The following is a 20,819-nucleotide window of genomic DNA, read 5'->3' as shown; positions in this document are numbered from 1 at the left end:
TGACGTACTTGGCGGCCCCGGCCACGGCCAGCCATTCTCAGCGGCCGTCCAGGGCCACGAGCGCGACGAGCAGCAGCGCGTACCAGGAGTAGCCGGGTGTGAGCAAGAGGAAGGCCGTTCCGGTCACCAGCAGGGCGCCCCGCCACGGCCGCCCCGGATCGCCGCGCCGCATGATGTACGCAACGACGCCCACCATGCCGATGGCGACTGCCGGGGTCGCCCAACTGTCGGGCAGCACCAGCCGCAGGAGCGCGTAGCGGTTGCGGGCTGAGGCGTCACTGTAGCCCTCCTCCTCGACGTATCCGGTCAGATAGCCCAGGACTGAGCCCTCGGAGAGGAAAATGTACGACCGGTCGCGGCGACGATCACGGAGCCGCCGAGGATCAGTGTCACGACATGACGGACGGCCACCTTGCGCAAGCACCACACGGCTGCGGCGAACAACAGCCAACGAGTCCCGAGCCAGCAGGCCAGGCCGACGGAATCGGTGTAGTAGCTGTCGCGGCGGACGGTCAGGGCGAGCGAGGTCGTAAGTGCGGCCAGCATCAGGCCGGTGCCGAGTGTGCGAGGGCTGATCACGCCGGCAAGCGTGGCAGTCGGCGCCCTGAAAAGCGGGCTGCCGTCGCCCTGCGTCAGCGATCCGTAAGGTGTCGAAGCCGCCCCGTAGACCTGCCGGGGGGACGCCCTGTGCCATGATCTGTCTTCCCGCAATTGCTGTGCGTCGACGGCAGTTATCCGTCCCTGTCACGGCGGCGCGGCAACGGCTCCGCACGGGGCGAGCAGGCCGGGCCGAGGAGTCGGACCACGGACAGCGGCAGCACTGCTTCCCATCCGAGCAGCCGTATCCCGCTTGAGTTCTATCGGTGGTTGCGAACGCTCCGGAAGGAGAGTGTTCGCATGCCGAGGTACGCCCCCAACAGAGTGCCGACTGCGGTGAAGAAGAGGTACTTCGAGCTGCTCCACAAGGGGTACCGAGGTGCGGCTGCCGCCCGCCAGGTCGGGGTGTCCACTAGGGTCCGTCTTCAAACTGATCTTGCCCAGAGTAGGAATGAGGCGAGACTGACCGCTGCCTCGTAGGAGGTGGCGGTCTTGTCGTATCTGGTGGCGACGCCGCGGAAGCTTTTGAGTCGGTTGAAGCAGCGCTCGACGACGTTGCGTCGACGGTAGATCTGCCGGTCGAATGCAGGTGGCCGGCCGCCGCGGCGGCCGCGGTTGTGACGGTGACGCTTCTGGTCGGACTTCTCCGGGACGGTGCAGGCAATCCCGCGTTTGCGCAGGTAGGCGCGAAAACCGCGGGAGCTGTAGGCCTTGTCGGCGACGACCTGGTCGGGTCTGCAACGAGGTCGGCCACGTCCGATGCGCGGGACGCGGATGCGTTCCAGGAGGGGGCGCGCGCAGGTGCTGTCGTGCCGTTGGCCGGGTGTCAGCAGGACGGCGAGCGGCCGGCCGCGGCCGTCGCAGGCGAGGTGGATTTTGGTGGTCAGTCCGCCTCGGGATCGGCCGAGGGCGTGATCGTCCGGTTCGTCCGGCCGGTGGACCCCCCTTTTCGGCCGGTGGCGGCGGCGTGCTGGTGGGCGCGGACGATGGTGGAGTCGATCTGGACGAGCCAGTCGATGTCGCCGACGGCGTCCGCGCCGGCCTGGATCTGCTGGAGTGCATGGGTGAACACGCCGTCCAACGCGTAGCGGCGAAAGCGGGTGTAGACCGTCTGCCACGGTCCGTAGCGTTCCGGCAGGTCACGCCAGGAGACTCCGGTCCGGATCTTGTAGACCACCCCGTTGATGACCTGCCGGTCCGGCACTCTCGGTCGCCCCGTTGCCGCACGCGGTATGAGCGGAGCGAGCAACTCCCACTCCAGGTCGGTGAGTTCATGACGGCGTATCACCCGACCATGATCCACCAACCTGATGATCTTTGAAGGCGGACCCTAGTGCCGTATCAGGCAACGTTCGCCCTGTTCACGACCTCGCGTAGGAGCTGGTTCTGAGCGTGCTTGTTTCGCCAGATGATGTAGCGGCGGATCATGCTGCCCTGTTCCTTGTGGCTGGTGTGGTCGGTGCCGTCGAGTGCGAAGTAGCGCAGGGCGGTGAACTGGGCCTCGATGCGGTTGAGCCAGGAACTGTTGGTCGGGGTGTAGGCGAACTCCACGTTGTTCGCCGTCGCCCACGTCGCGACTCGTTGGCATCGCTGCGTTGTCAGGTGCGGGGAGAAGTTGTCGCAGACGATCGCCATGCGCACGTCCGTCGGGTGCAGTGAGCGCAGGTAGCGGCAGAATTCCAGGAACTGCGTTCGCTTCTTGACCGCCTTGATGTGTCCGTAGAGTCTGTCGTTGGCCAGGTCGTAGGCCGCGCACAAGTGCCGGACCCCGTGCGGGCGGGTGTAGGTTGCCCGGTTGCCCGGCGCCGGTGCCTCGGCTCACGGTCGGCATCCTTGGGCCGACCGCCTCGTTCGGCCCATTGCCGTCCCGGATGGGGCATCAGGTTGAGCGGCCCGAACTCGTCCATGCAGAAGACAACTTCGGGTTCGCCGTCCTCCGGGATGACGTCGCCGTCGGCGATGGCGTAGAGGTGCTCAACCCGGGCCTTCTTGGCCGCGTAGTCCGGGTCACGGGAGGTCTTCCAGGTCTTCAGTCGTTGAAAGGAGACGCCTTCCTCGCGGAGCAGGATGCGCAGGCCCTCGTGGCTGATGTCGTCGACCACCCCCTCGGCGACCAGGAAATCCGCCAGCTTCGTCAGACTCCAGGTGGAAAAGGGCAGGTCGTGCTCGGCCGGCTTGGACTTGGCGATCTTCTTGATCTCGCGGCGCTCGGGGAGTGTGAACGTCTTGGGCCGGCCGCCCTTGTACTTCGGGTAGAGCGACTCGAAACCGTCGATGTTGAAGTTGTGGATCACATCGCGGACCCGGTCGTCGCTGGTGAACGACACCTCGGCGATCTTCGCCACCGGCATCCCCTGTGCGGACAGCAGCACCATCTGAGCCCGCCGCCAGGTCACCACCGAACCGGTGCCCCGGCGGACGATCCGCAACAGCCGCCGACCCTCGTCGTCATCGATTTCACGCACGCGTACTCGTTCTGCCACCGACATACCCTGACAGCCACACCCCGCCACGTACAGCACCCGGACAACGCGTCACGACAGGGCGAACGTTGCTTGATGCGGCACTAGCTGTGGTTCGTTGTGGTTCATCGACGCCGGAAGCATGATCGTTCCTGACCTCGGCCCGATATCGCCGCTCTTCCTCCCAGGATGACCGCATCGCGATCGCCGACGGCCTGCACGCCGACCAGAGCGTGAAGCGGATCGCTGCCTCGATCGGGAAGAGCTTCCAGAGCGTTTACCGGGAGATCGAGCGCAACAGCAAGCCGGACGGCCGCTACAACCCCTGGTGGGCCCACAACCAGGCCCTCCTGCGTCGCAGGCGTCCCAAGGAGGAGAAGATCCGGGCCGGCGAGCCGCTGCGAACGTTCGTGCGCGAGAAGCTCACTGAGAAGTGGTCCCCTCAGCAGATCTCGCGCCACCTGGCCCGCGAACACGCCCACGACACATAGATGCGGGCATGCCCGGAGACGATCTACCGGGCCCTGTTTGCCGGCCTCCTCGGCTGGCGCGACGCCAAGCTCCGTACCGGCCGAACCCGACGCAAGAGGCAGCGCCGCGGCGTGCCCACCCTGAACAAGATCAAGAACATGACGCTGATCCACCAGCGTCCCATCGAGGTCAACGACCGTAGATCTCCGGGGCATTGGGAGGGCGATCTCATCATCGGCCGCGGACAGGGCTCGGCGATCGGCACCCTGGTCGAGCGCACCACCCGCTACGTCCAACTGATCCATCTGCCCGGCGGCTGGAAGGCCCCGCAGGTGCGCAACGCGCTGATCACGCAGACCGCTCACATCCCACCTCAGCTACGGCGAACCCTCACCTGGGACCAGGGGCGCGAACTGACGCTCCATGAGGACATCGAGGCCCTCACCGGCTTCCGGATCTACTTCTGCGACCCTCACTCGCCCTGGCAGCGTGGCACCAACGAGAACATGAACGGCCTGCTGCGGCAGTACTTTCCCAAAGGCACCGACCTGTCCGTCCACTCGGCCCGCGACCTCCGTGAAGTCGCCCGTCAACTAAACCGCAGGCCCCGCCTCGTCCTCGGTGACAACACCCCGGTCGAGGCCATGCGAGAATGCCTTACAGGCCCATTGACCAGGTGATTCGCAACCACTGATGGAAACCGCCGATCGGGAGTTACACCGAACGTTTGGCCTCTGTTCCGTAGTCGGTGGTGACGGCAGGTGACGGGCGTCGTTGACGCTACATGCGATACGTCAACTCCCTTGTGGCAATGGTGTTTTCAGGGCTCTCGGCGCTGGTCATCGAGGATATGGCGGATGACGGCGAGGTGATCCGGGTCATCGCCCGGACCCGGGATGCTCCGGTGCCCTGCCCCGTGTGCGGGGTGCCGACGGGGAAGGTGCATGGGTATCACCTCCGGACGGTGGCGGATGTGCCGGTGGACGGTCGGCAGGTCGTGGCCCGTGTCCGGGTGCGGCGCCTGGTCTGCCCGGTCCTGGGCTGCCGGCGGCAGACCTTCCGCGAGCAAGTTCCTGGCCTGATCGAGCGCCTTCAACGCCGCACCACGCGTCTGACCAGCCAGGTCTCGGAGGTGGTCAAGGAGTTATGCGGCCGGGCGGCCTCCCGGCTCACCCGGTTCCTAGCCACGCCCGTCTCCTACGCCACCGCCCTGCGCCTGCTGCGGCGCATCCCCCCGCCGATGGTGCGAGTCCCGCGGGTGATCGGGGTCGACGACTTCGCCCTGCGCCGCCGTCACCGCTACGCCACGATCATCATCGACGCCGAGACCGGGGAACGCGTCGATGTCCTGCCCAACCGCGAGGCCGCCACATTGGAGGCATGGCTGCGCGGGAAGACCGGGATCGAGGTCGTGTGCCGAGACGGCTCGGCCACCTACGCCGAGGCAATCCGACGGGCCCTGCCCGAAACGGTGCAGGTCAGCGACCGCTGGCATCTGTGGCGGAACCTGTGCGACAAGGTCTTGGCCGAGGTCCGCGCCCACGCCCCCTGTTGGACCGCCGTCAACCCGCCCCGGCCCGGCGGCGTCCGCGAGCAAACCATCCGCGAGCGCTGGCACAAAGTCCACGCCCTCCTCGACTCCGGCGTCGGCCTGCTCGACTGCTCCCGCAGACTGAACCTTGCCCTCAACACCGTCAAACGCTACGCCCGCATACCCGAACCGTCCGCCGATCGCATCGCCCCGCGCTACCGGCCCACCCTGGTCGACCCCTACCGCGAGCACCTGCACCGGCGCCGGTCCGACAACCCGGCCGTCCCCGTCACCCACCTCCTGCACGAGATCAGGGAACTGGGCTACACCACCGGCAGCGCCAACCTGCTCATTCGCTACCTCAACCAGGGCCGTGCCGAAGGCGACCGTCCCGTGACAACCCCCCGCCGCCTCGCCCGACTCCTGCTCACCCACCCCGAGCACTTGTGGACCAAGGACACCAACTTGCTCGGCCTCCTCACCGCGGCCTGCCCGCAGATGACCGCACTCGCCCGACTCACCGGCGAGTTCGCTGCACTTCTGAACTCCGCCCAGGGCAACAACGACAAGCCCACCGAGTGGATCACCACCGTCCGCACTGCGGACCTGCCCCACCTGCACAGCTTCTGCAACGTCCTCGAACTCGACCGCGCCGCCGTGAACGCCGGCCTCACCCTGCCCCACCACAACGGCCGGACCGAGGGCGTCAATACCCGAACAAAGAGGATCATGCGACAGATGCACGGCCGAGCAGGATTCGACCTCCTCCGCCATCGCATCCTTCTCCAATGACTGCAACCGGCCGTCACCACCGACTACGGAACAGAGCCGAACGTTTTACTGTCCCCCAAGTGATCAGCGCACCACCCACGGATGCATGTGGTCATGGAGGCGCAGGTGCGTGACTACGGATTTTCTCCGGCTCAGCAGGATGAGATCTGGAGACGATGGCGTGAGGGGCCGTCCTTCAGCTTGATGGGGCGGGCGCTCGGGACTCCGATGCACCAACCCCGCCGGTTCCCGTACCAGAGCAACGGGCCCGACGCCTGGGCAGATCGGCGTCGAGTGTCTCAGGCAGAGGGCGTGTCCATGGGTCACCGGTTGCCCCCGTGACGAGCACGGAGACGGATTCGGGCCGCACCCGGGGAACGGGTACGGCCCTGTAGCGGCCGAACCACTCCAGATAGCTGGGCTCACCGGCGTGCTTGATCTCGTCGAAGGCTGGTGCATCCTTGATGTACCGAGATCGCGCGATCTTCGCCAGAAGCCCTGAGAACCTGGCTTCAACTCAACGCCCCTGGGCGAGTAGGCGGCCGATCAGTTCGTGGTCAACCTTTTGCCCGCAGGCACCCGAGACGGCTCGTGGCCGCTGCATCCTGCCGTCACGGCCACAGCCGCAGGGCGCAGGGCGCAGGGCGCAGGACATCCTTCCGGGACCCTATCGCCCTCGCCGACCACCCCCTCGGCCTCATCTCCGTCGCCTCATGCGACCCTGCCGCTAAGGGCGGCAGCCCTCTGCCTCCATGGCGACCGGTAGTTGGGAACGCAGGAACTTTTCGAGCACTCGGCGGCGCTCTGCGGTGTCTTTCGGGTCTTCCACACCGTCGAGGGCCAGGACGTACTGCCGCTTCTCCCCCTTGTAGGTGCACGCCTGCACAGCCATCCCACCATGGTCGGCGATGGTGGCACCGTCGCCGATGTCGGCCGGCGCCGGATTACCCAGGCGGCGCATCGCGTCCTGCTTGACTTCGATCGGCTTGATGAACGACTCGACGACATCGCCCCGCAGGCCAATGCTCGGCTTGCCGTCGACTTCGAATTCGCAGCGTGGCTGACCCGGCTCCGAGAAGGTGTCCTTGATCTCCAGCTCATCGCCCTCGGGCAGGAGTTGCTCGATCAGCTTGGAGTCCACCTTCGTCCCGCAGGCTTCAGTAACGTTGAACTCCTCATGCCCGCCGCAGCCGACGGCCCCGGCGAGCAGCGCGGCGAGCAGAACCGCGCCAGACACCGGACGCAGGACGCTCTTCTTCATCAACCTCATCACCCTCCACCCGCCAGTCCCTTGGCACGGTCGTTTCCGTTGTAGGCAGCGCCGTTGATCTCCTCGGTGAGCGTATAGCGGGTGTTGGTGTGGTTAGGGTTGGCCTTGGCCCACTCGTCGGCGAGCGCCTGCAGCTGCTGCTCCCGGCCAGTGAATACGTCTTTGTTGTCCCGTTGATGAATTGCGTCGATCCGGCTCTGCTCCTGCGTCTGCCACTCGTAGGCGACGGCGTCGATACCGCGCTGTGCGAGGTCGCCGACACCGGGTGCGAAGTTCACGATGCTGCCGAACCCGTGGTACATCCACTTCGCGTCCCAGGTCGGATCGTCCTTGTCCGTCACCAGGGCCTGGTAGCGGGCCTCCTCGAGGAATCCGACGCTGTTGCCCGCCCGTAGCAGGGTCTCCTTGGGGTCCTTCGGATTGTCCTCGTGGATGTCCTTCACCATCTCCCGGCTCAGACCCTCGTTGAGCATGCCGTAGGCGTTCTGGTCCCGGGACACCTGCTTGGAGACTTCCAGCAGTTGGTCCCTGTCCAGCAGTTTCGGGTCGTTGCGGTCGTCGGCAAGGCTGCTGGCTGTGTGGTGCACCGTGTCGCCGTGGTTGGTCAGTACCGCGGCCATGTCGTCGCGCATCTCCGCGGGGAAGTCGTCGCCCCGCTCCGAGAGGTACTTCAGCGAGTTGTCCAGCACTTGGCGGTGCTGCTCGGTGTGATCGATGGGCCGCGCCGACGTGTCGTCCGGGTCGACTCCCGTGGCTGCGGCGACCAATGCGTCGCCCGTCGCTTCGTAGCTCGCTTTCGGGCCCTTGTAGTCGCTCGCGGATTCGCCGTACCCCATGGAGTCGGGTACGACGTCGTTGAAGGGCTGCCGGTCCTTCAGGACGTGCTGGGAGTTGTCCTGGGGGTCGGTCGAGCTGAAGAAGTCCGTCGCCGCGTCGGGGTTGTGAGCCAGCGCCTTCATGAACCCGGTCATGGGGTCCGTGCCCGCATCCGTGTTGTCTCCGTAGTGCAGCTGATCGACCTTCGCGTACGACGGCAGCTTGTCCCACGGAAGAACATTCTCGCGCGACTTGCCACCAGGGCCCGGGTCCTTGACGTCCCCGGTGTTGTCCTTCTCGAACTTGACGAGGGCGTTTCCGTAGTCGTTGAGGAAGTCGCCGTCGTACTTCCCGTGGCGCATCAGGTTGCTCATGGCCTGGAAGCCGTAGACACGGGTCTGGCTCGCACCCTTGTCGCTGCCGACGTCCTGGCCGCCGAGTGCGATCACCCGGTCCTTCCAGGAGTCCATGGCGTCGGTGCCCGATCGGGAGGCGGTGGCCAGGGTGGTGCCCAGTTCCTTCTCCAGGGTGCCGAGCAGCGCCATCCGGGCTTCCCGCGACTCCCTAGTGTTCGCGTCGCTCTTGTGCTCCCAGTTCTCCAGGTCCACCGCGCCGGCGAAGAACTTCAGCGTCCCGTCCGGGCCCAGGCCGGTGGCCACGCGCTCGGCGAAGATGACATCCCCGGGATGGTCCTTCATCAGGGCGTTGAAGCGCTCGAGCTCCTTGTTGGTGAGCTCGCTGGGGTCCTTCTTGCCCAGGGCTATGAGTTCGTTCGAGTCCTTGATGGTCTTCTGAGCCGAGTCGAAGCTCGTGAAGCCGCTCGACTCGAAGTCGTGCTTGTCCTTGGCATGGAAACGCAGCGCCGCCGCAGCGGTGCTGTCGGTCTCGCCGGCCGCTGTCAGGATGGTGGTGATCTCCTGGGCGACCGCGTCGACTTCCGCCTGCGTCGGCATAGGAATCTTCGCGTCACCGGCCGCCTGCGGCGACGGGACGGACGCGTTCACCACGCCCTTGTCGCTCACGTAGATGTTCTTCCTGGCCGCCCGGTCCACGGCGTCCGTCAGATCCTTCTTGTGCTTCGTCAGCTTTGTGTGTGCGCCGCTCAGGATCGTGTGAACACTCCGCGCGACGGTGACCACATCGTCGAACTCGGCGGCTGTCACCGTGACGAACTCCTTCGTCACGGTGGCGTTCTGCCCCTTCCAGTTGGCACCCTTGGCCTTCTTGTCCAGGTCGGCCGCGTTGGCGTCGCCGTCGCCTCCGTCGGCGACAAGAGCCAGCTTTTTGACCATCTGTTCCCAGTCCGTCACCGCAGCCTGGAGCTTGCCCAGCCGCAGGTCTTTGAGGTCTTGGAAGGTCACCATGACCGGACGCCCCCGTTACTTGATGTCGTGGTCACTTGAAATAGTCGTTGATGCGTGAAACGGACAGGTCGCCGCCCGCGTCGCGCATCGTCGTCGCGATCTTGACCTCGTCCTTCGCGTGCTCGGCGCGCGAGTAGTCGAGGTGGTTGGAAATGTGCGCGCAGGCTTCCTTGAGGGTGCCCGTCTTCGTGTTCCAGGAGTCGTGCAGTTCGGTGAGGGCCGAGCCCATGTCCAGCCCGTCGTTGAACAGCTCGATCGACGCGTCGAAGGTAGTCGGCCGGGCGTGGTCGGCGGCAGTCGAGAACCGCTGCCGCAACGCGTAGGCCAGATTGCCCAGCGCGCCCAGCACGTTGTCGTGCACAACGAGGTCCGCGTCGCCGCCACCGCCGCCGCGTTCGGGAGCCAACTGGTTCAACTGCATGTACTGGGACTGCTCGGATGTACGAGCCTTTGCCTGCTCCCACTCGTCCCACGCCATAGTGTTCCCCCGTCGTGCCGTTCGGCCGTCTGTCCGGTGATCGTCTTCCTCGTACGCTACAACGGGAGCCCCGTACGCAGGCGTCGGCCCGTTCAGTCGGCACCGAGTCTTCACCGCGACCCGGAGTCGGGACAGAAGGAGTCACCCAGACCCGTCGGCTGCCATACGTTGCAAAGCACAGCAGTGACCTCATCGCGGCTCGCACGAGATTGTGCAGACGATGCCCAAGCCATGCCGTGCATCCCTACAGCCCTATCGTCTCCGGCAGCCGACAAGGCGGCTACGGATCTCGCCGCAGCTGGGCACACTGCCCCCAGACTCCGCCCAAAACCAGCCGCGTCCGACCTCCGACGCGCAGCGAGGTGCCATCGCCCAGGCCATAGCCGCCTGCCCGCTGGCAAAGACCACTCGCGCGCTTCAGGGAACCGCCTCCGCCTCGTCGTCATCACTCCCCGGTCTCGCCCGCCCGACAGCCGTCCTCAGCAAATTGGCCCCGCCTGGGCCGCTGACAGCACGCCGGGGCAGAGAGGGCGGATCGGCACGCAGCACCTGCCGGCTACATCATGACCACCCGTTCCCTCCGCCGCCCGCCCCGGCCGCAACTCGTACAGGCCCAGCTCAACACCCAAGAAACCAAGTGCGCGCTCGCCAGCCGAGTCGAGCCCGGCCTGCCCCGGAAGCCAATAGGGCGCCCTGGACGCAGCCTTGAAGGCATCGACCACCAAGGCGGTCTCCTCAGCGTCGTGGCGGATCTGACCGTCAGCCCGCACGCTCGAATAGCCGCCAAAGCGGCGAGCTGGGTCATAGGGTCGCGGCGACGGGAAGGGCCAGGGCCGCCTCGCGCCTATCAACCAGCACGACTGGCCAAGGCCGCCTCTGGCCATCCAGAGCACCAGGGGAGCCTGCAAGTGTGTGAGGAGCATGAACGATTGACTGCAGGGACACCGCACCCCACTATCGGCACGTGATCACCATTGCTGCTGGGCCGCCGTCCTTCATCCCCGCATTCATGCTCGTCGTCAGCATGATATTCCTCTGCCTCGGAGTCTTCTACCTCTCCCCACAGGGTTCCGCATGGGCCCGCAGTCGGGTCCAGAGGAGGCATGCCCGGCTGGCCACGGACGTCGATCCCTTGGCATGGGCACGTGGCCACGAAGCGCGGCTCACCCGGCTCCTCGCACTTATCTGGGTAGTCGCCGGGTCCGCCATTGCGCTGGTCTGCATCCTCGCGCTCGCGCTGGGCTGAGGCAGCCCCTCCAGTCGCAGACCTCACGAACCCGCCGACTACCCAGTCATCAGCCCAGCAGGTCGAGCGCCCGAACTCAGCGACGACGAAGACGGCCCCCAGCAAGCCGGCCATGCTCCGTAAACACACCCGGCACCACCGCCCGCCTGGTGATCGACTGCTTATCCTCCGGCCTCGTTTCAAGGACCAGGACCGCAGACCCGCTCGGCCACAGGCCGACTACTTGACCAGCAAATCGTAGAGCTGATAAGCCGAGAAACAAAAGCTCATCGTCCCCAGAATTCCCCACATCACACGGAAGTGATCTGGCGAAAATCGCGGATCAACTTCACCACCGGGGGCAAAGGAAGCCGTAAGGTCGTACATACGAGGCCCGAAGTTGCGAACATCGAATGCGATGGAGAGACCGAGAAATCCCACCGTCGCTCCCCATATGACATGAATCATGATCCTCCGTCGACGCGCGAACAGGATTTGACGGCAGAACTCCCTCCTGGGAATGAAATAGGTCTGCCCCTGCATTCATTCCCGCTAATGTGTCGCGTTCGCCGGGGTCGACACGCGGCTGGCGGCGCAATTGCTTACGCGGTATTCAGTCGCGCTCACTCGGTGCCGCTAGGATCGAAACGGCTTCGATATTTCCGTCACCATTCCGATGCTAGCCAGAATGATCAGGACTGCTCCTACAATTCGCAGCGTTTTGGGACTTGCGCTTCCGGTGAACCCTCCCACGACCTTGCTCGTAAGAAGGAAGAATCCATCTGCGAATCCGTAGAGATTCAGGGTAAGCGCACAGCCCGTAAACCCGAAGGCGACGAAGAACACGACCGCCAAAGGCTTGATCTCATGAACCCCGCTAGCACCGGCAAGAATGAGCGATATTTCCACAAATCACCCCTATAGAACACCGCGGCGCAATGTCAGACCACAAGCCCTGCCATTCCGCTCGAGATCATTACGACGCCCAGTACTGCACCTACGAGCCTCAGCACGACAGGGCTGAACCCGGGACCTGGACCAAACGGGCCTCGATTCAGAATGAGTTCATAAAATCGATAAGCCGAGTCGCGAAAATTCAAGGCCAGCAGGACGCCAGCCACACCTACAACGAGCTGGAAACCGCCTCTCATGCATTCCCCACTGTCAGGCGAGCCCGCATGTACCATCGAAATCAACACCGTTCCAACCAACCGTCCCTAGAATTCCCCACATGACACGGAAGTGACTGGTGGAAATCGCGGATCAACTACTCCACCGAAGTAGCGGAAGCCGTGAGATCGTCATGCGCAGCCTGAAGTTGCGAACATTGAATGCGAGGAGAGACCGATAAGTCCCACCGCCGCTCCCCATACGACATGAATCATCGTTCCCTCGTCGATACACAAGCACGCGTGCCAAAGGTCGCACGTCTCGGGCTGTACCGTAGGTCCAGGTGTAGGTGCCGGCCAAGAGCGCCCGCCGCTGTCGAGATGGTGACAGTTGCGAAGGCTCGTACCACCCTACGTCCTCGAGGGGCATCAGCCTCCAACAATTCCTGCCGTAAGAGCACAGATAAATCCGCCCACAGCGCAACCATCAGCAATCCACGAGATCGTGAATCTCTTTTCAATAGACCCATTATCGGACGCTTTTGACGCCCACTTCACTCGGTGTGCCACTTTCTCAACGGCGCGATCCGTCGACCCCACGAAGTGATCGATAAGGGAGCCACCGAAACCTGTCGAGAGGATCTCGTCCCCTCGCACCGTGATGATAGCCATAGTTCCGCCACTACTGGCCACTCTTGAAATGGACTCGTACGGAAGGACATATGTACACAAAGGATTGACTACTGTAATCGCCGACTTCTCCATAACTATACTTGAGTTCCAGATGCGGCGCATGAGTGCGATAACTCCTAGCCCTGCTGCCATGACGGCGAGCGCGTCTGCGCTAAGTGTGTCGCTCACGCTGAGCCCCGCACCGACCACTAGACCGGCAATAGGGAGAGTAAAGACCCATGACAGAATTCTGAAGGAAGCCCTTCTCAGGGTATCTCGCTCGCCCACTTTAGCCTTCTCACCGTTTCGTTTTCAATCCCGACCACACCCAGAGAGCTTCGGCCCTGGTGCCCCGGAGAGGTCGACCAGGCGCACGTAGGGGTTCGTTCGCATCCGGAAGGAAATTCGAGTCCTCCTGGGAACGGGACCGACTTTGCACGTTCGCCATGGGCGGCGGCAAAATCATCAAGGGCCGGGGCCGGGAGGTCGGGGATCTGCGAGATGACCGCCAATTGCGATCGATGGCTGGGATATCTGCAAGCACACTGTGAGGCCTTTGTAGCTCACGAGTCAGAGGCGCGTGGCGCCCGCCTCGTACTCCTTTGCCTGAGTGGGTGTCAGCACGCGCGAGACTCGGACGAGGATACCGTCGGCGATGTAGTGGTACTCGGTCGCACTGGGCATGGACTTGGCGATCGTCTCGATATAATTCGCCCGAGACTGCGCCTCCTCTTGAGTCTTGAACACTTCCACGCTGCCGCCACGCTCAATTGCGTCCTTGTCCAGACCCTCAACGTCCGCGGAGGAGACACGGCTGTCGGAGAAGGCGGCCTTGCTGGTGTAGCCGCCCGGGCGCCCGAGCAGGTGGTTCGGGTCGTTGGCCGCGGTATAGACTTGGACGAGCTTCAACTCCGGGATGGACTCCCCCAGTGCTGCCACGGCCTGCTGTGCGGTCAATTCGTCTGCCTTCTCGGCCGACGCTGCGCCCACAGAACTGGTGCTTTTCGATGATGTGCTCGGTGATGCGTTGCTGGAGCCGGTGGAACTACAACCGGCCAACAGCACTCCGGCAAACGCGAGTCCTGCTGCGGCCTCACGAACATGCATGATCCCCCCAAGCGTGCGCACTTGAGGGCACATTACATCGCCGTACCGCCCCTCACATCATTCCCGAGCCAAGGCGCTTTCGTCATGCAGCGCCAGGGCCATCCTCCGACTGTTCCATACGGCTGGTCGATGCTTTGCCCTGCGCACTCTCCTGCCAACACGCCGCCCTGCACCCCTGCCCCGTCACGTGTGACTCCGGCCGATAGTTGGCCGGCGCTGCCTGGGGCGCCCGCCCCAGCTCAAGCGGCTATCAAGATTGGCAGTTGGCCACTCCGTCGACCGATAGTTGGCCACGCCGGGTGGGCGCAGCCCTTGGCTACCAGATCCACATCCCGCCGAGGGGGGAAGTCATTCCACTCGCGTCGACGCCGACCAGGTGGGCCGACTCGGGCCCCAGGCTTGATCCGTCGTCCAGCGGGATGCCGAAGCGGTGCTCCCCGAAGTGCAGAGTGAGAATCCGTTCCGGATCCTCTTCGTATGCGTCGACGATCTTGCCGATGTAGCAGCGCATGAGGTCCAGCGACCCTGGTGCGGGGAAGTGCCACTCGCGGCCCCCGTACACGCTCAAGGGGTTGCTCAAGGCCCGCAATACCGGCCCATCGAAGTGCAGCTCGTAGTCGCGCACGAAGGATACGGCGCTGACCTCCAAGCCCGTCAGTAGTTGGAGTCCGCCGGCCGCGTCGTTCTCGCTGTTCACAGGCCCATGCTGCCAGAGACCACCATCCTCCCGATCGTGCGTCCGGCCGACTGCTGGCCAACTGCGGACCGGAAGGGCCAGCTATCGCCCGTTGTCACATCAAGATCGAGTAGCACGATTCCCTTGTTCGAACTATCGTGCGATTCTAGTGATCGTGGCCAGCTGGGACCAGCGAAGCGGGAGATGAGCGGCATGGCGAGAGGTGCAGGAAAGGCGCCTTTACTCATCTGCATGCGGCGTCCGGCTACTCAGCCCGGTACGGCGCCTCGCACCCCGGCGTGCTCGTCGAGCGGGCCGCCCAGCGCGGGATGACGGCACTGGCGCTCACCGACCGGGACACCGTCGCCGGCGCCGTGCGCTTCGCCAACGCCTGCGCCTGCGCCTGCGCCTGCGCCTGCGCCGAGCAGGGTGTGCGGCCGATCTTCGGTGTCGATCTCGCGGTCGCTCCCGTCGCTGCCCCCTCCCCCACCGCTCGGCTCGTGCAGCGCCGGACGCCGGTGCGCGGCGGTGCGCACGTGCCCGTCGCACCGCTGCGCATGACGCTCCTGACGCAGGACCGTGCGGGGTGGGCGGGGCTGTGCCGCCAGGTGTCGGCGGCGCACGCCGACACCACAGCGAGTGAGGGTGTGCCGGTGGTGGACTGGCCAACAACGCATGCCTTCGCGGGCCGGGGTCTGACCGTGCTGCTGGGGCCCGCGTCGGAGCCGGTGCGGGCCCTGTCGGCCGGACGGCCGGACCTGGCGGAGCAGCTACTTGCACCGTGGCGGGAGCTGTTCGGCGGCTCGCTGCGCCTGGAGGTCGTCTATCGCGGGCTGTCGGGGACGGGGGCGGGATCGTTGCGGCTGGCGGCGCGGACGCTACAGCTGGCCGACCGGTCTCCGCCTCTGCGGTGCTGACGAATGCGGTGCGGTCAGCAGACGGAGCGTTGTGGGCGGCCGAAGAGGTCAGCCCTGCTGCAGCGCGGCGAGACCCTTTGCATGTCTTCGCTGTTCATCACCGGCTGGATAAGGATTCAGGCCTCGCGCTCGGCGAGGATCCGGGTCAGCGGCATAGTGCAGGCAGTCCGCTGCACATGCCCGCCTCGCCACAGGCCGAGCTGGGCATCAACTGGCGTGACCACCCCGTCGGCTGATCGTTGACCAGCACGGTACAGGCAAGTACTGCGAGACCCCGGGACACGTGCCGGGGTCTCGTTGTCTGCGTCGTGCGGCCTCATGCAACACCGCCGCGCCCCACACCGACCATGGACTGCCATGGGCGGCCAAGGAAATGGAGGAAGAAGCGGTGTGGCGGCCCGGTGACAGCGCCGAACAGCGGGTGCAGGCCGCGGCGGTATGACGGCACCGCGGGAGAAACTGACCGGGGCCCCGCGCCGCCACCCTGCCCACGAAGATCCCCGCCCTCGTCCGGTACGCCGGTGCCATCGGCAGGGGTCACTCCCCGGGCGGGAAGAGCGCCAGGAGCCGGGCGTGCTGGTTGGCGCCGAGGCCCTGGACGCGGCGGCGCTCGGAGATGCCGAGATCGGCGAGGAGTTGGCCGGCTCGGACGGTACCGATGCCGGGGAGCGATTCGAGGACGCGGCGCACCCGGAGCTTGCCGACCACCGTGTCGTCCCGGGCGAGCAGGTCCGTGAGCGGCAGAGTCCCCGCCTTGAGCTGGGTCATCAGGTCGGCGCGTTCCTTGCGGACGGCCTTCGCCTTCTCCAGCGCCTCGGCCCTCTGGGACGGGGTCAGTGCGGGCAGAGCCATGGGCTGTTCTCCTTGTTCTCGTGACGGGTGCAACGATCCGCAGAAGACGAGTTGCCCGGAACGCAGTGCGTCCCGGGCGGCATTCGCGAAGCTCCTGAGGCAAGCCGCGTGTCTCAGGGCGCAGCCGTCGGGTTCGCCGTTTCGGCGGTGCGGCGGTGTTCGGCGTTGATGCGTTGGGCTTCTTCGAGTTGGTCTTCGAGGATGATGATGCGGCAGGCGGCCTCGATGGGCGTGCCCTGGTCGACGAGTTCGCGGGCGCGGGCGGCGATGCGCAGCTGGTAGCGGGAGTAGCGGCGGTGTCCGCCCGGGGAGCGGAGCGGGGTGATGAGGCGGGCGTCGCCGATGGCGCGGAGGAAGGACTGGGTGGTGCCGATCATCTCGGCGGCCCGGCCCATGGTGTAGGCGGGGTAGTCGTCGTCATCGAGACGGCTAAGCGAGTCGTCTGCTGTCATTGCACCTCTCTGTGGAACGCGTGGAGGGGCCCTGGTGCCGTATGGCACCAGGGCCCCGAAGGAACTGCTACACCATCTGCCGGCCCTGGTACTGCGCCGGCCCTGTGTGTCCGCACGTCCACCCGGGAGAGGGCGGGCAATGCGGGGATCGCGGTTGCTCGACCGGAGACCACCTCACTATCGATGTCCTGCGGTACCCGGGCTCAACACTCTGCCCGGGCGATCCTGATGGCGCCTGGCTCCTCCGTTCTTCCCTCTTGACCAACTACTTGCTGGGACTGCGTACTGCTGGTACTGCCCTACTGCGTACTGCTGGTGATGCGAACTACCGGTGGCCTGCCACAGCGCCACCTTCGGCAGCCAGCCCCGTCGCCCGTCCTGCATCCGCTCTGGCTCAGAACCCCACTGCCGAACCTCCCGGTGCGCGCGCCCGCAGCCGACGCCTTCACCGAGGTGCTGCTCACTGACTTCACTGCTGGGTACCGCGAACTGCACTTACAGGTACTGCCACTGCGGTACTGCTCACGGCGGCCCCTGATGACTGCGGGCCACCCGGTCCGGCCGTCAGCCCCGTCGCCATCCAGCAACCGCTCCGGCTTCGGAACTCCACCACCGCACCGCCCTGCTACCTGCAACTACATACTGCTGCCCGGCAGTTCGTGTCTGCCAGGCCCTGCGGTCCTTCTGGCTACGACAGAAACCATAACCACGCCACAGCCCAATGTCTACTCCAGCCGACACAGATTTCTGAGTGTCGGACTTCGAGGTAATCGAGCACGGGCGGTGCCAACCGTCCGGGGAACCGTCCCATCGACTCACAGCAGCCCCAGCGGCATCGACCGCCGGGGGAGGTCACCCCGCGGTAACCGCCCAGGCAAAAAGATCAATGGCCGCAAGCGGCATCTCGTAGCCGGCCCCCGGAAGCCACACCCCCACCGCAGACGCCTACATGACCGTATGGCTCAACGCCCTCGCACCAGCCCCCGCCCAAAGCACTGCGAGCCGACAGACACCTGACCGCGCGTGGGTCCCCGCGCCACGACCGGCGTCGCCGCGTTCCGGCTGTCGAGTTGGAGCCGGCGCGCCGTCTCGGTGCCGCGGGCCGCGAGTTCGCCGCCGACGGCCTGCATTCGCAGGCCCGTCCTGGGCCGGCCGCAGAGCGCTGGCATCGGCGGCGCTCAGCTCCTCCACCACCGTACGAGTGGCCATCGCCGGGGCTGTCCATCCGCAGCAGAAGTACCGCTGCTGCTGGACGCCCCGGCCCGGATACTGACCGGCTCCCGAACCTCACCAGTACCCTCGAATACCTCACGGCTCGCCTCCACCGGCACCGCTGAGACTGCAAAGACCAGGAGAACGTGGTAGCGGCCCACCCCGCCGGCCCGGGCTGCGCCACACAAGGCCATCGCCCGGCCGATCACCGGGCAGAAATTCACACCGACTGGGAAGACATGCCCGCGCCAGACGCCGCCCCCAACAGCATCTGCCACGAGGCCGCGCAGGCGGCCAGCAGCATCGCCGAACTCCTCGACGTGACCCTGCCGCCTTCGGCCACGGGCTTGTGTGCCAAGACGTAACCCTGCGGTGTCTTCTTGGCGGAGTCCGGCTGACGCGTGATCATGGCCGAGACCTCGAACCCAGCGTGGCGCAGCAACTCGGCGATCTCGTCCGGCTGCTGTCGGTACCAGTCAACGCAGACGGCCTTGCCAAATGCCTCGTCGCGGTGACCCCTGTCATCACCGACCTGGAAGACGAGCATCAACTGACCACCCGGTGCGAGCACCCAGTGAAACTCGAAGAACACGTCCGATCGTCGCTCCCATGGGATGTGGATGATCGAGTAGTAGGCGAGCAACCCACCCAGGGAGGCCTGCGGTAAACCCAGGGCCAGCATCGACCCCACCTCGAAACGGAGGTCCGGGTAGGAACGGCGGGCCACGGCGATCATCTCGGGCGACAGATCGATGCCGAACGCGTCCAGACCCAAGCAGCGTAGTACCGCTGTCACCTGGCCGGGTCCACAACCCACATCGGCAACGGGACCGTTTCCGCCTGCCTGGGCCAGTTCAGCGAAGGCGGACAGTAGAGAACGGTCGAGTGGCTTAGCATCCAGGTCAGAGCCCACCATCTCGGCGTACTCCGCGGCCATGACGTCATAGGAGGCTCTGGTCGCGGCGAGAAAGCGTTCGTCGAACATGACCATCAAGACTAGACGGCGTGGCCAACCTGCACCCTGGCTCACCGCTCTACGCACCTGAGACGCCGAGCGCAGCTTGGGGCTGCCCACTCTCAGAGATTCTCGCTGCGAACGTATCCGGTACGGAAGTTGAAGTTCCGATCCCCGAGAGCGTCGTGTTCTCCAAGTGGCCGGCCGACTATGGGGGTGCATCTGAAGGCACCCTTACCGCTCCACAGTCGATCGGCGCGGTTGGGTCCCGAAGGTGATCAGGGCGGCGAGTGCGGCGATGAGCGCCAGGAGTCCGAACATCTGCGGGTAGCCGCCCAGTGGCGCGGCGAGTGCGGCGCCGGCGAAGGGGGCGAGGGCGGAGGCTGTCGTGGTGGGTGCGGCGAGCAGTCCGGACAGGTGGCCGTAGTGGGTGGTGCCCCAGCGGTCGGTGATGGCGGTGGCTTGGAGGAGGGTGAGGTTGCCGCGTACCATCCCGGCCGCGACGGACAGGGAGACCAGCAGGGCGTATGGGCCGGGTACGAGCGCGAGTGCCGCTGTGGTCAGAGCGCCGAGCGCGATCAGGGCGGTCGTGCGGGCCGTTGCCCCGGTGCGGCGCGCAATGGTCGCGTACAGGGTGCGGCCGAGGGTCTGTCCGGCGCCGCCGAGGCCCAGGGCCCAGGCGGCCTCGGTGGTGGTGAAGCCGCGTTCGAGCAGGAGAGGTACGAGCGCGACGACGACGGCGGAGACGGTGAACGCGGAGAGGGTCAGGGCGGCGGCCAGCATCCAGAACGGGCGGCTGCGGGCCACCGTGTCCGCGCCGCCGGTGGCGTGGGCGGGGGCCGGTGGTGCCTTGGGCCATGGTGCGTTGAGCGCGAGAGCGTGGGCGGGGATGGTGACGACGGCGAGCACCAGGGCGAGGACGGTGTAGGTCGCACGCCAGGACAGGTGTGCGGCGAGGCCGGCGGTCAGGGGCGCGAAGACGGTGGAGGCCAGGCCGCCGGCCAGGGTGACGATGGTGAGGGCGCGGACGTGGTCGGGGGCCCACCAGCGGGTGAGCGCGGCGAAGGCGGGCTGGTAGAACGTGGATGCCATCGACAGTCCGGCGAGCAGCCAGCCAGCCGTGAAGACAGGCAGGTTGGGGGCTGCGGCCACGATGAGGATGCTCAGCACGCCGAGCACCGAGCCGACGGTCATCACGGTGCGCGGTCCGCGGTGGTCGATGATGCGGCCGACGCGGATTCCGGCGAGCGCGGAGACGAGCAGAGCCGCGGAGAACGCGGCTGTGGTCGCCCCGGTCGGCCAGCCGGTGGCGGTGGTGATCTCGGGGTTCAGCACGGGGAAGGCGTAGTAGACGATGCCCCAGCTGGTGATCTGGGTGGCGCACAGGGCGGGCAGCACGGCGCGAGGCCGCGACCGGTCCCCCGTTCCGGTCGCGGCCTGGTCGGTGTGAAGGTTGGTCATCGTCAGGTCAGCAGCAGCTGTTGGCGGTGACGGGTTCGCGCGCATCGGTGTCGGCGTCGCCCTTGACGACGTACACCTCCCACGGTTCCTGGCCGGGTCCGTGGACCCAGACCTTGTCCTGGAGGGCGTAGCAGCAGGTGGTGTCCTGCTCCACGTCGGTTTCGAGGCCGGATGCGCCGAGCCGTGCGGTGGCGGCGTTGACCGCCTCGGAAGAGTCGACTTCGACTCCGAGGTGGTCCATGCGCGTGGCCTCGCGCGGACTGCCTTCGATGAGGACGAGCTTGAGCGGGGGTTCGGCGACGGCGAAGTTGGCATATCCGTCGCGGCGCTTGGCCGGTCCGGTGCCGAACAGCTTGGTGTAGAAGGCGACGGAGGCGGCCAGGTCGGGGACGCGCAGGGCGAGTTGGATACGTGACATGAC

The 20,819-nt window shown here is 66.0% G+C and carries 16 protein-coding genes and 3 pseudogenes; 4 read left to right on the top strand and 15 right to left on the bottom strand.

The features are described 5' to 3' along the window. Positions 1 to 37: 37 nt before the first annotated feature. From OHA05_RS37355 to OHA05_RS37340, 4 genes and pseudogenes are all read right to left on the bottom strand, one after another. Positions 38 to 238: a hypothetical protein gene (locus OHA05_RS37355; RefSeq protein WP_328863161.1), complete on the bottom strand. Its 201-nt coding sequence runs from the start codon at positions 236 to 238 to the stop codon at positions 38 to 40. A 68-nt stretch (positions 239 to 306) separates the two neighbouring features. After that, positions 307 to 579 (bottom strand): hypothetical protein, encoded by a 273-nt coding sequence (locus tag OHA05_RS37350; RefSeq protein WP_328863160.1) that lies wholly within the window; start codon positions 577 to 579, stop codon positions 307 to 309. A 443-nt stretch (positions 580 to 1,022) separates the two neighbouring features. Further along, positions 1,023 to 1,882 (bottom strand): IS5 family transposase gene (locus tag OHA05_RS37345; protein ID WP_443043867.1). Its coding sequence is split into 2 segments (ribosomal slippage): positions 1,023 to 1,516 and positions 1,516 to 1,882, totalling 861 coding nucleotides; the frame shifts between segments, so codons are not numbered across the junction. A gap of 56 nt (positions 1,883 to 1,938) precedes the next feature. After that, positions 1,939 to 3,080: pseudogene (locus OHA05_RS37340) on the bottom strand (IS630 family transposase). Between the two features lie 82 nt (positions 3,081 to 3,162). Between OHA05_RS37340 and OHA05_RS38350 the strand changes: the two are divergent. Continuing rightward, a pseudogene (locus tag OHA05_RS38350) lies at positions 3,163 to 4,210 on the top strand (IS30 family transposase); the annotation flags it as partial. Positions 4,211 to 4,314: 104 nt separating this feature from the next. Next, positions 4,315 to 5,853 carry an ISL3 family transposase gene (locus OHA05_RS37325; protein ID WP_443043820.1) on the top strand — a complete coding sequence of 513 codons (1,539 nt, stop codon included), beginning with the start codon at positions 4,315 to 4,317 and terminating at the stop codon, positions 5,851 to 5,853. Positions 5,854 to 6,559: 706 nt separating this feature from the next. Here the strand turns inward: OHA05_RS37325 and OHA05_RS37320 are convergent. From OHA05_RS37320 to OHA05_RS37310, 3 genes are read right to left on the bottom strand one after another with little or no spacing between them, the layout of a single operon-like run. Continuing rightward, complete coding sequence (locus tag OHA05_RS37320) at positions 6,560 to 7,093, bottom strand: hypothetical protein (RefSeq protein WP_328863158.1); 534 nt, start codon at positions 7,091 to 7,093, stop codon at positions 6,560 to 6,562. Between the two features lie 8 nt (positions 7,094 to 7,101). Continuing rightward, positions 7,102 to 9,282 (bottom strand): hypothetical protein, encoded by a 2,181-nt coding sequence (locus tag OHA05_RS37315; RefSeq protein WP_328863157.1) that lies wholly within the window; start codon positions 9,280 to 9,282, stop codon positions 7,102 to 7,104. Positions 9,283 to 9,313: 31 nt separating this feature from the next. Then, positions 9,314 to 9,760, bottom strand: coding sequence for a hypothetical protein (locus OHA05_RS37310; RefSeq protein WP_328863156.1), 447 nt, complete (start codon positions 9,758 to 9,760; stop codon positions 9,314 to 9,316). Positions 9,761 to 10,724: 964 nt separating this feature from the next. On the opposite strand from OHA05_RS37310, the gene OHA05_RS37305 reads away from it, so the two are divergent. Then, positions 10,725 to 11,006: a hypothetical protein gene (locus tag OHA05_RS37305; protein ID WP_328863155.1), complete on the top strand. Its 282-nt coding sequence runs from the start codon at positions 10,725 to 10,727 to the stop codon at positions 11,004 to 11,006. A gap of 219 nt (positions 11,007 to 11,225) precedes the next feature. On the opposite strand, the gene OHA05_RS37300 is transcribed toward OHA05_RS37305, so the two are convergent. The 3 genes from OHA05_RS37300 to OHA05_RS37290 form a co-directional block, all read right to left on the bottom strand. Further along, the gene (locus tag OHA05_RS37300; RefSeq protein ID WP_328863154.1) at positions 11,226 to 11,453 is read right to left on the bottom strand and encodes a hypothetical protein; all 228 of its coding nucleotides are present in this window, start codon (positions 11,451 to 11,453) and stop codon (positions 11,226 to 11,228) included. A gap of 1,883 nt (positions 11,454 to 13,336) precedes the next feature. Continuing rightward, positions 13,337 to 13,894, bottom strand: a complete 558-nt coding sequence (locus OHA05_RS37295) for a hypothetical protein (protein ID WP_328863153.1) — start codon at positions 13,892 to 13,894, stop codon at positions 13,337 to 13,339. 295 nt (positions 13,895 to 14,189) lie between these two features. Then, positions 14,190 to 14,570 carry a hypothetical protein gene (locus OHA05_RS37290; RefSeq protein WP_328863152.1) on the bottom strand — a complete coding sequence of 127 codons (381 nt, stop codon included), beginning with the start codon at positions 14,568 to 14,570 and terminating at the stop codon, positions 14,190 to 14,192. Between the two features lie 227 nt (positions 14,571 to 14,797). On the opposite strand from OHA05_RS37290, the pseudogene OHA05_RS37285 reads away from it, so the two are divergent. Further along, a pseudogene (locus OHA05_RS37285) lies at positions 14,798 to 15,546 on the top strand (PHP domain-containing protein); the annotation flags it as partial. 457 nt (positions 15,547 to 16,003) lie between these two features. Here the strand turns inward: OHA05_RS37285 and mihF are convergent. From mihF to OHA05_RS37260, 5 genes are all read right to left on the bottom strand, one after another. Next, positions 16,004 to 16,318, bottom strand: a complete 315-nt coding sequence (mihF, locus tag OHA05_RS37280; protein ID WP_328863151.1) for an integration host factor, actinobacterial type — start codon at positions 16,316 to 16,318, stop codon at positions 16,004 to 16,006. A 113-nt stretch (positions 16,319 to 16,431) separates the two neighbouring features. Continuing rightward, positions 16,432 to 16,770, bottom strand: coding sequence for a helix-turn-helix domain-containing protein (locus tag OHA05_RS37275; RefSeq protein ID WP_328863150.1), 339 nt, complete (start codon positions 16,768 to 16,770; stop codon positions 16,432 to 16,434). 1,432 nt (positions 16,771 to 18,202) lie between these two features. After that, positions 18,203 to 18,967: a class I SAM-dependent DNA methyltransferase gene (locus OHA05_RS37270; protein WP_328863149.1), complete on the bottom strand. Its 765-nt coding sequence runs from the start codon at positions 18,965 to 18,967 to the stop codon at positions 18,203 to 18,205. A gap of 204 nt (positions 18,968 to 19,171) precedes the next feature. Beyond that, positions 19,172 to 20,398: an MFS transporter gene (locus OHA05_RS37265; RefSeq protein ID WP_328863148.1), complete on the bottom strand. Its 1,227-nt coding sequence runs from the start codon at positions 20,396 to 20,398 to the stop codon at positions 19,172 to 19,174. Positions 20,399 to 20,405: 7 nt separating this feature from the next. Further along, a complete protein-coding gene (locus OHA05_RS37260) occupies positions 20,406 to 20,816 on the bottom strand; it encodes an ArsI/CadI family heavy metal resistance metalloenzyme (protein WP_328863147.1) in 411 nt (136 codons plus the stop codon). Positions 20,817 to 20,819 lie beyond the last annotated feature (3 nt).

The sequence above is a fragment of the Streptomyces sp. NBC_00306 genome, from assembly GCF_036169555.1.
GTDB lineage: Bacteria > Actinomycetota > Actinomycetes > Streptomycetales > Streptomycetaceae > Streptomyces > Streptomyces achmelvichensis.
Note: the sequence above shows the minus strand (reverse complement) of the source record. Positions and strands in the feature narration are given on the sequence as shown.

Coding starts and splice junctions, on each gene's coding strand:
- OHA05_RS37325 (WP_443043820.1), top strand. CDS start 4,315: ATGCGATACGTCAACTCCCTTGTGGCAATGGTGTTTTCAGGGCTCTCG.
- OHA05_RS37310 (WP_328863156.1), bottom strand. CDS start 9,760: ATGGCGTGGGACGAGTGGGAGCAGGCAAAGGCTCGTACATCCGAGCAG.
- mihF (WP_328863151.1), bottom strand. CDS start 16,318: ATGGCTCTGCCCGCACTGACCCCGTCCCAGAGGGCCGAGGCGCTGGAG.
- OHA05_RS37265 (WP_328863148.1), bottom strand. CDS start 20,398: ATGACCAACCTTCACACCGACCAGGCCGCGACCGGAACGGGGGACCGG.
- OHA05_RS37315 (WP_328863157.1), bottom strand. CDS start 9,282: ATGGTGACCTTCCAAGACCTCAAAGACCTGCGGCTGGGCAAGCTCCAG.
- OHA05_RS37260 (WP_328863147.1), bottom strand. CDS start 20,816: ATGTCACGTATCCAACTCGCCCTGCGCGTCCCCGACCTGGCCGCCTCC.
- OHA05_RS37275 (WP_328863150.1), bottom strand. CDS start 16,770: ATGACAGCAGACGACTCGCTTAGCCGTCTCGATGACGACGACTACCCC.
- OHA05_RS37300 (WP_328863154.1), bottom strand. CDS start 11,453: ATGATTCATGTCATATGGGGAGCGACGGTGGGATTTCTCGGTCTCTCC.
- OHA05_RS37270 (WP_328863149.1), bottom strand. CDS start 18,967: ATGTTCGACGAACGCTTTCTCGCCGCGACCAGAGCCTCCTATGACGTC.
- OHA05_RS37320 (WP_328863158.1), bottom strand. CDS start 7,093: ATGAAGAAGAGCGTCCTGCGTCCGGTGTCTGGCGCGGTTCTGCTCGCC.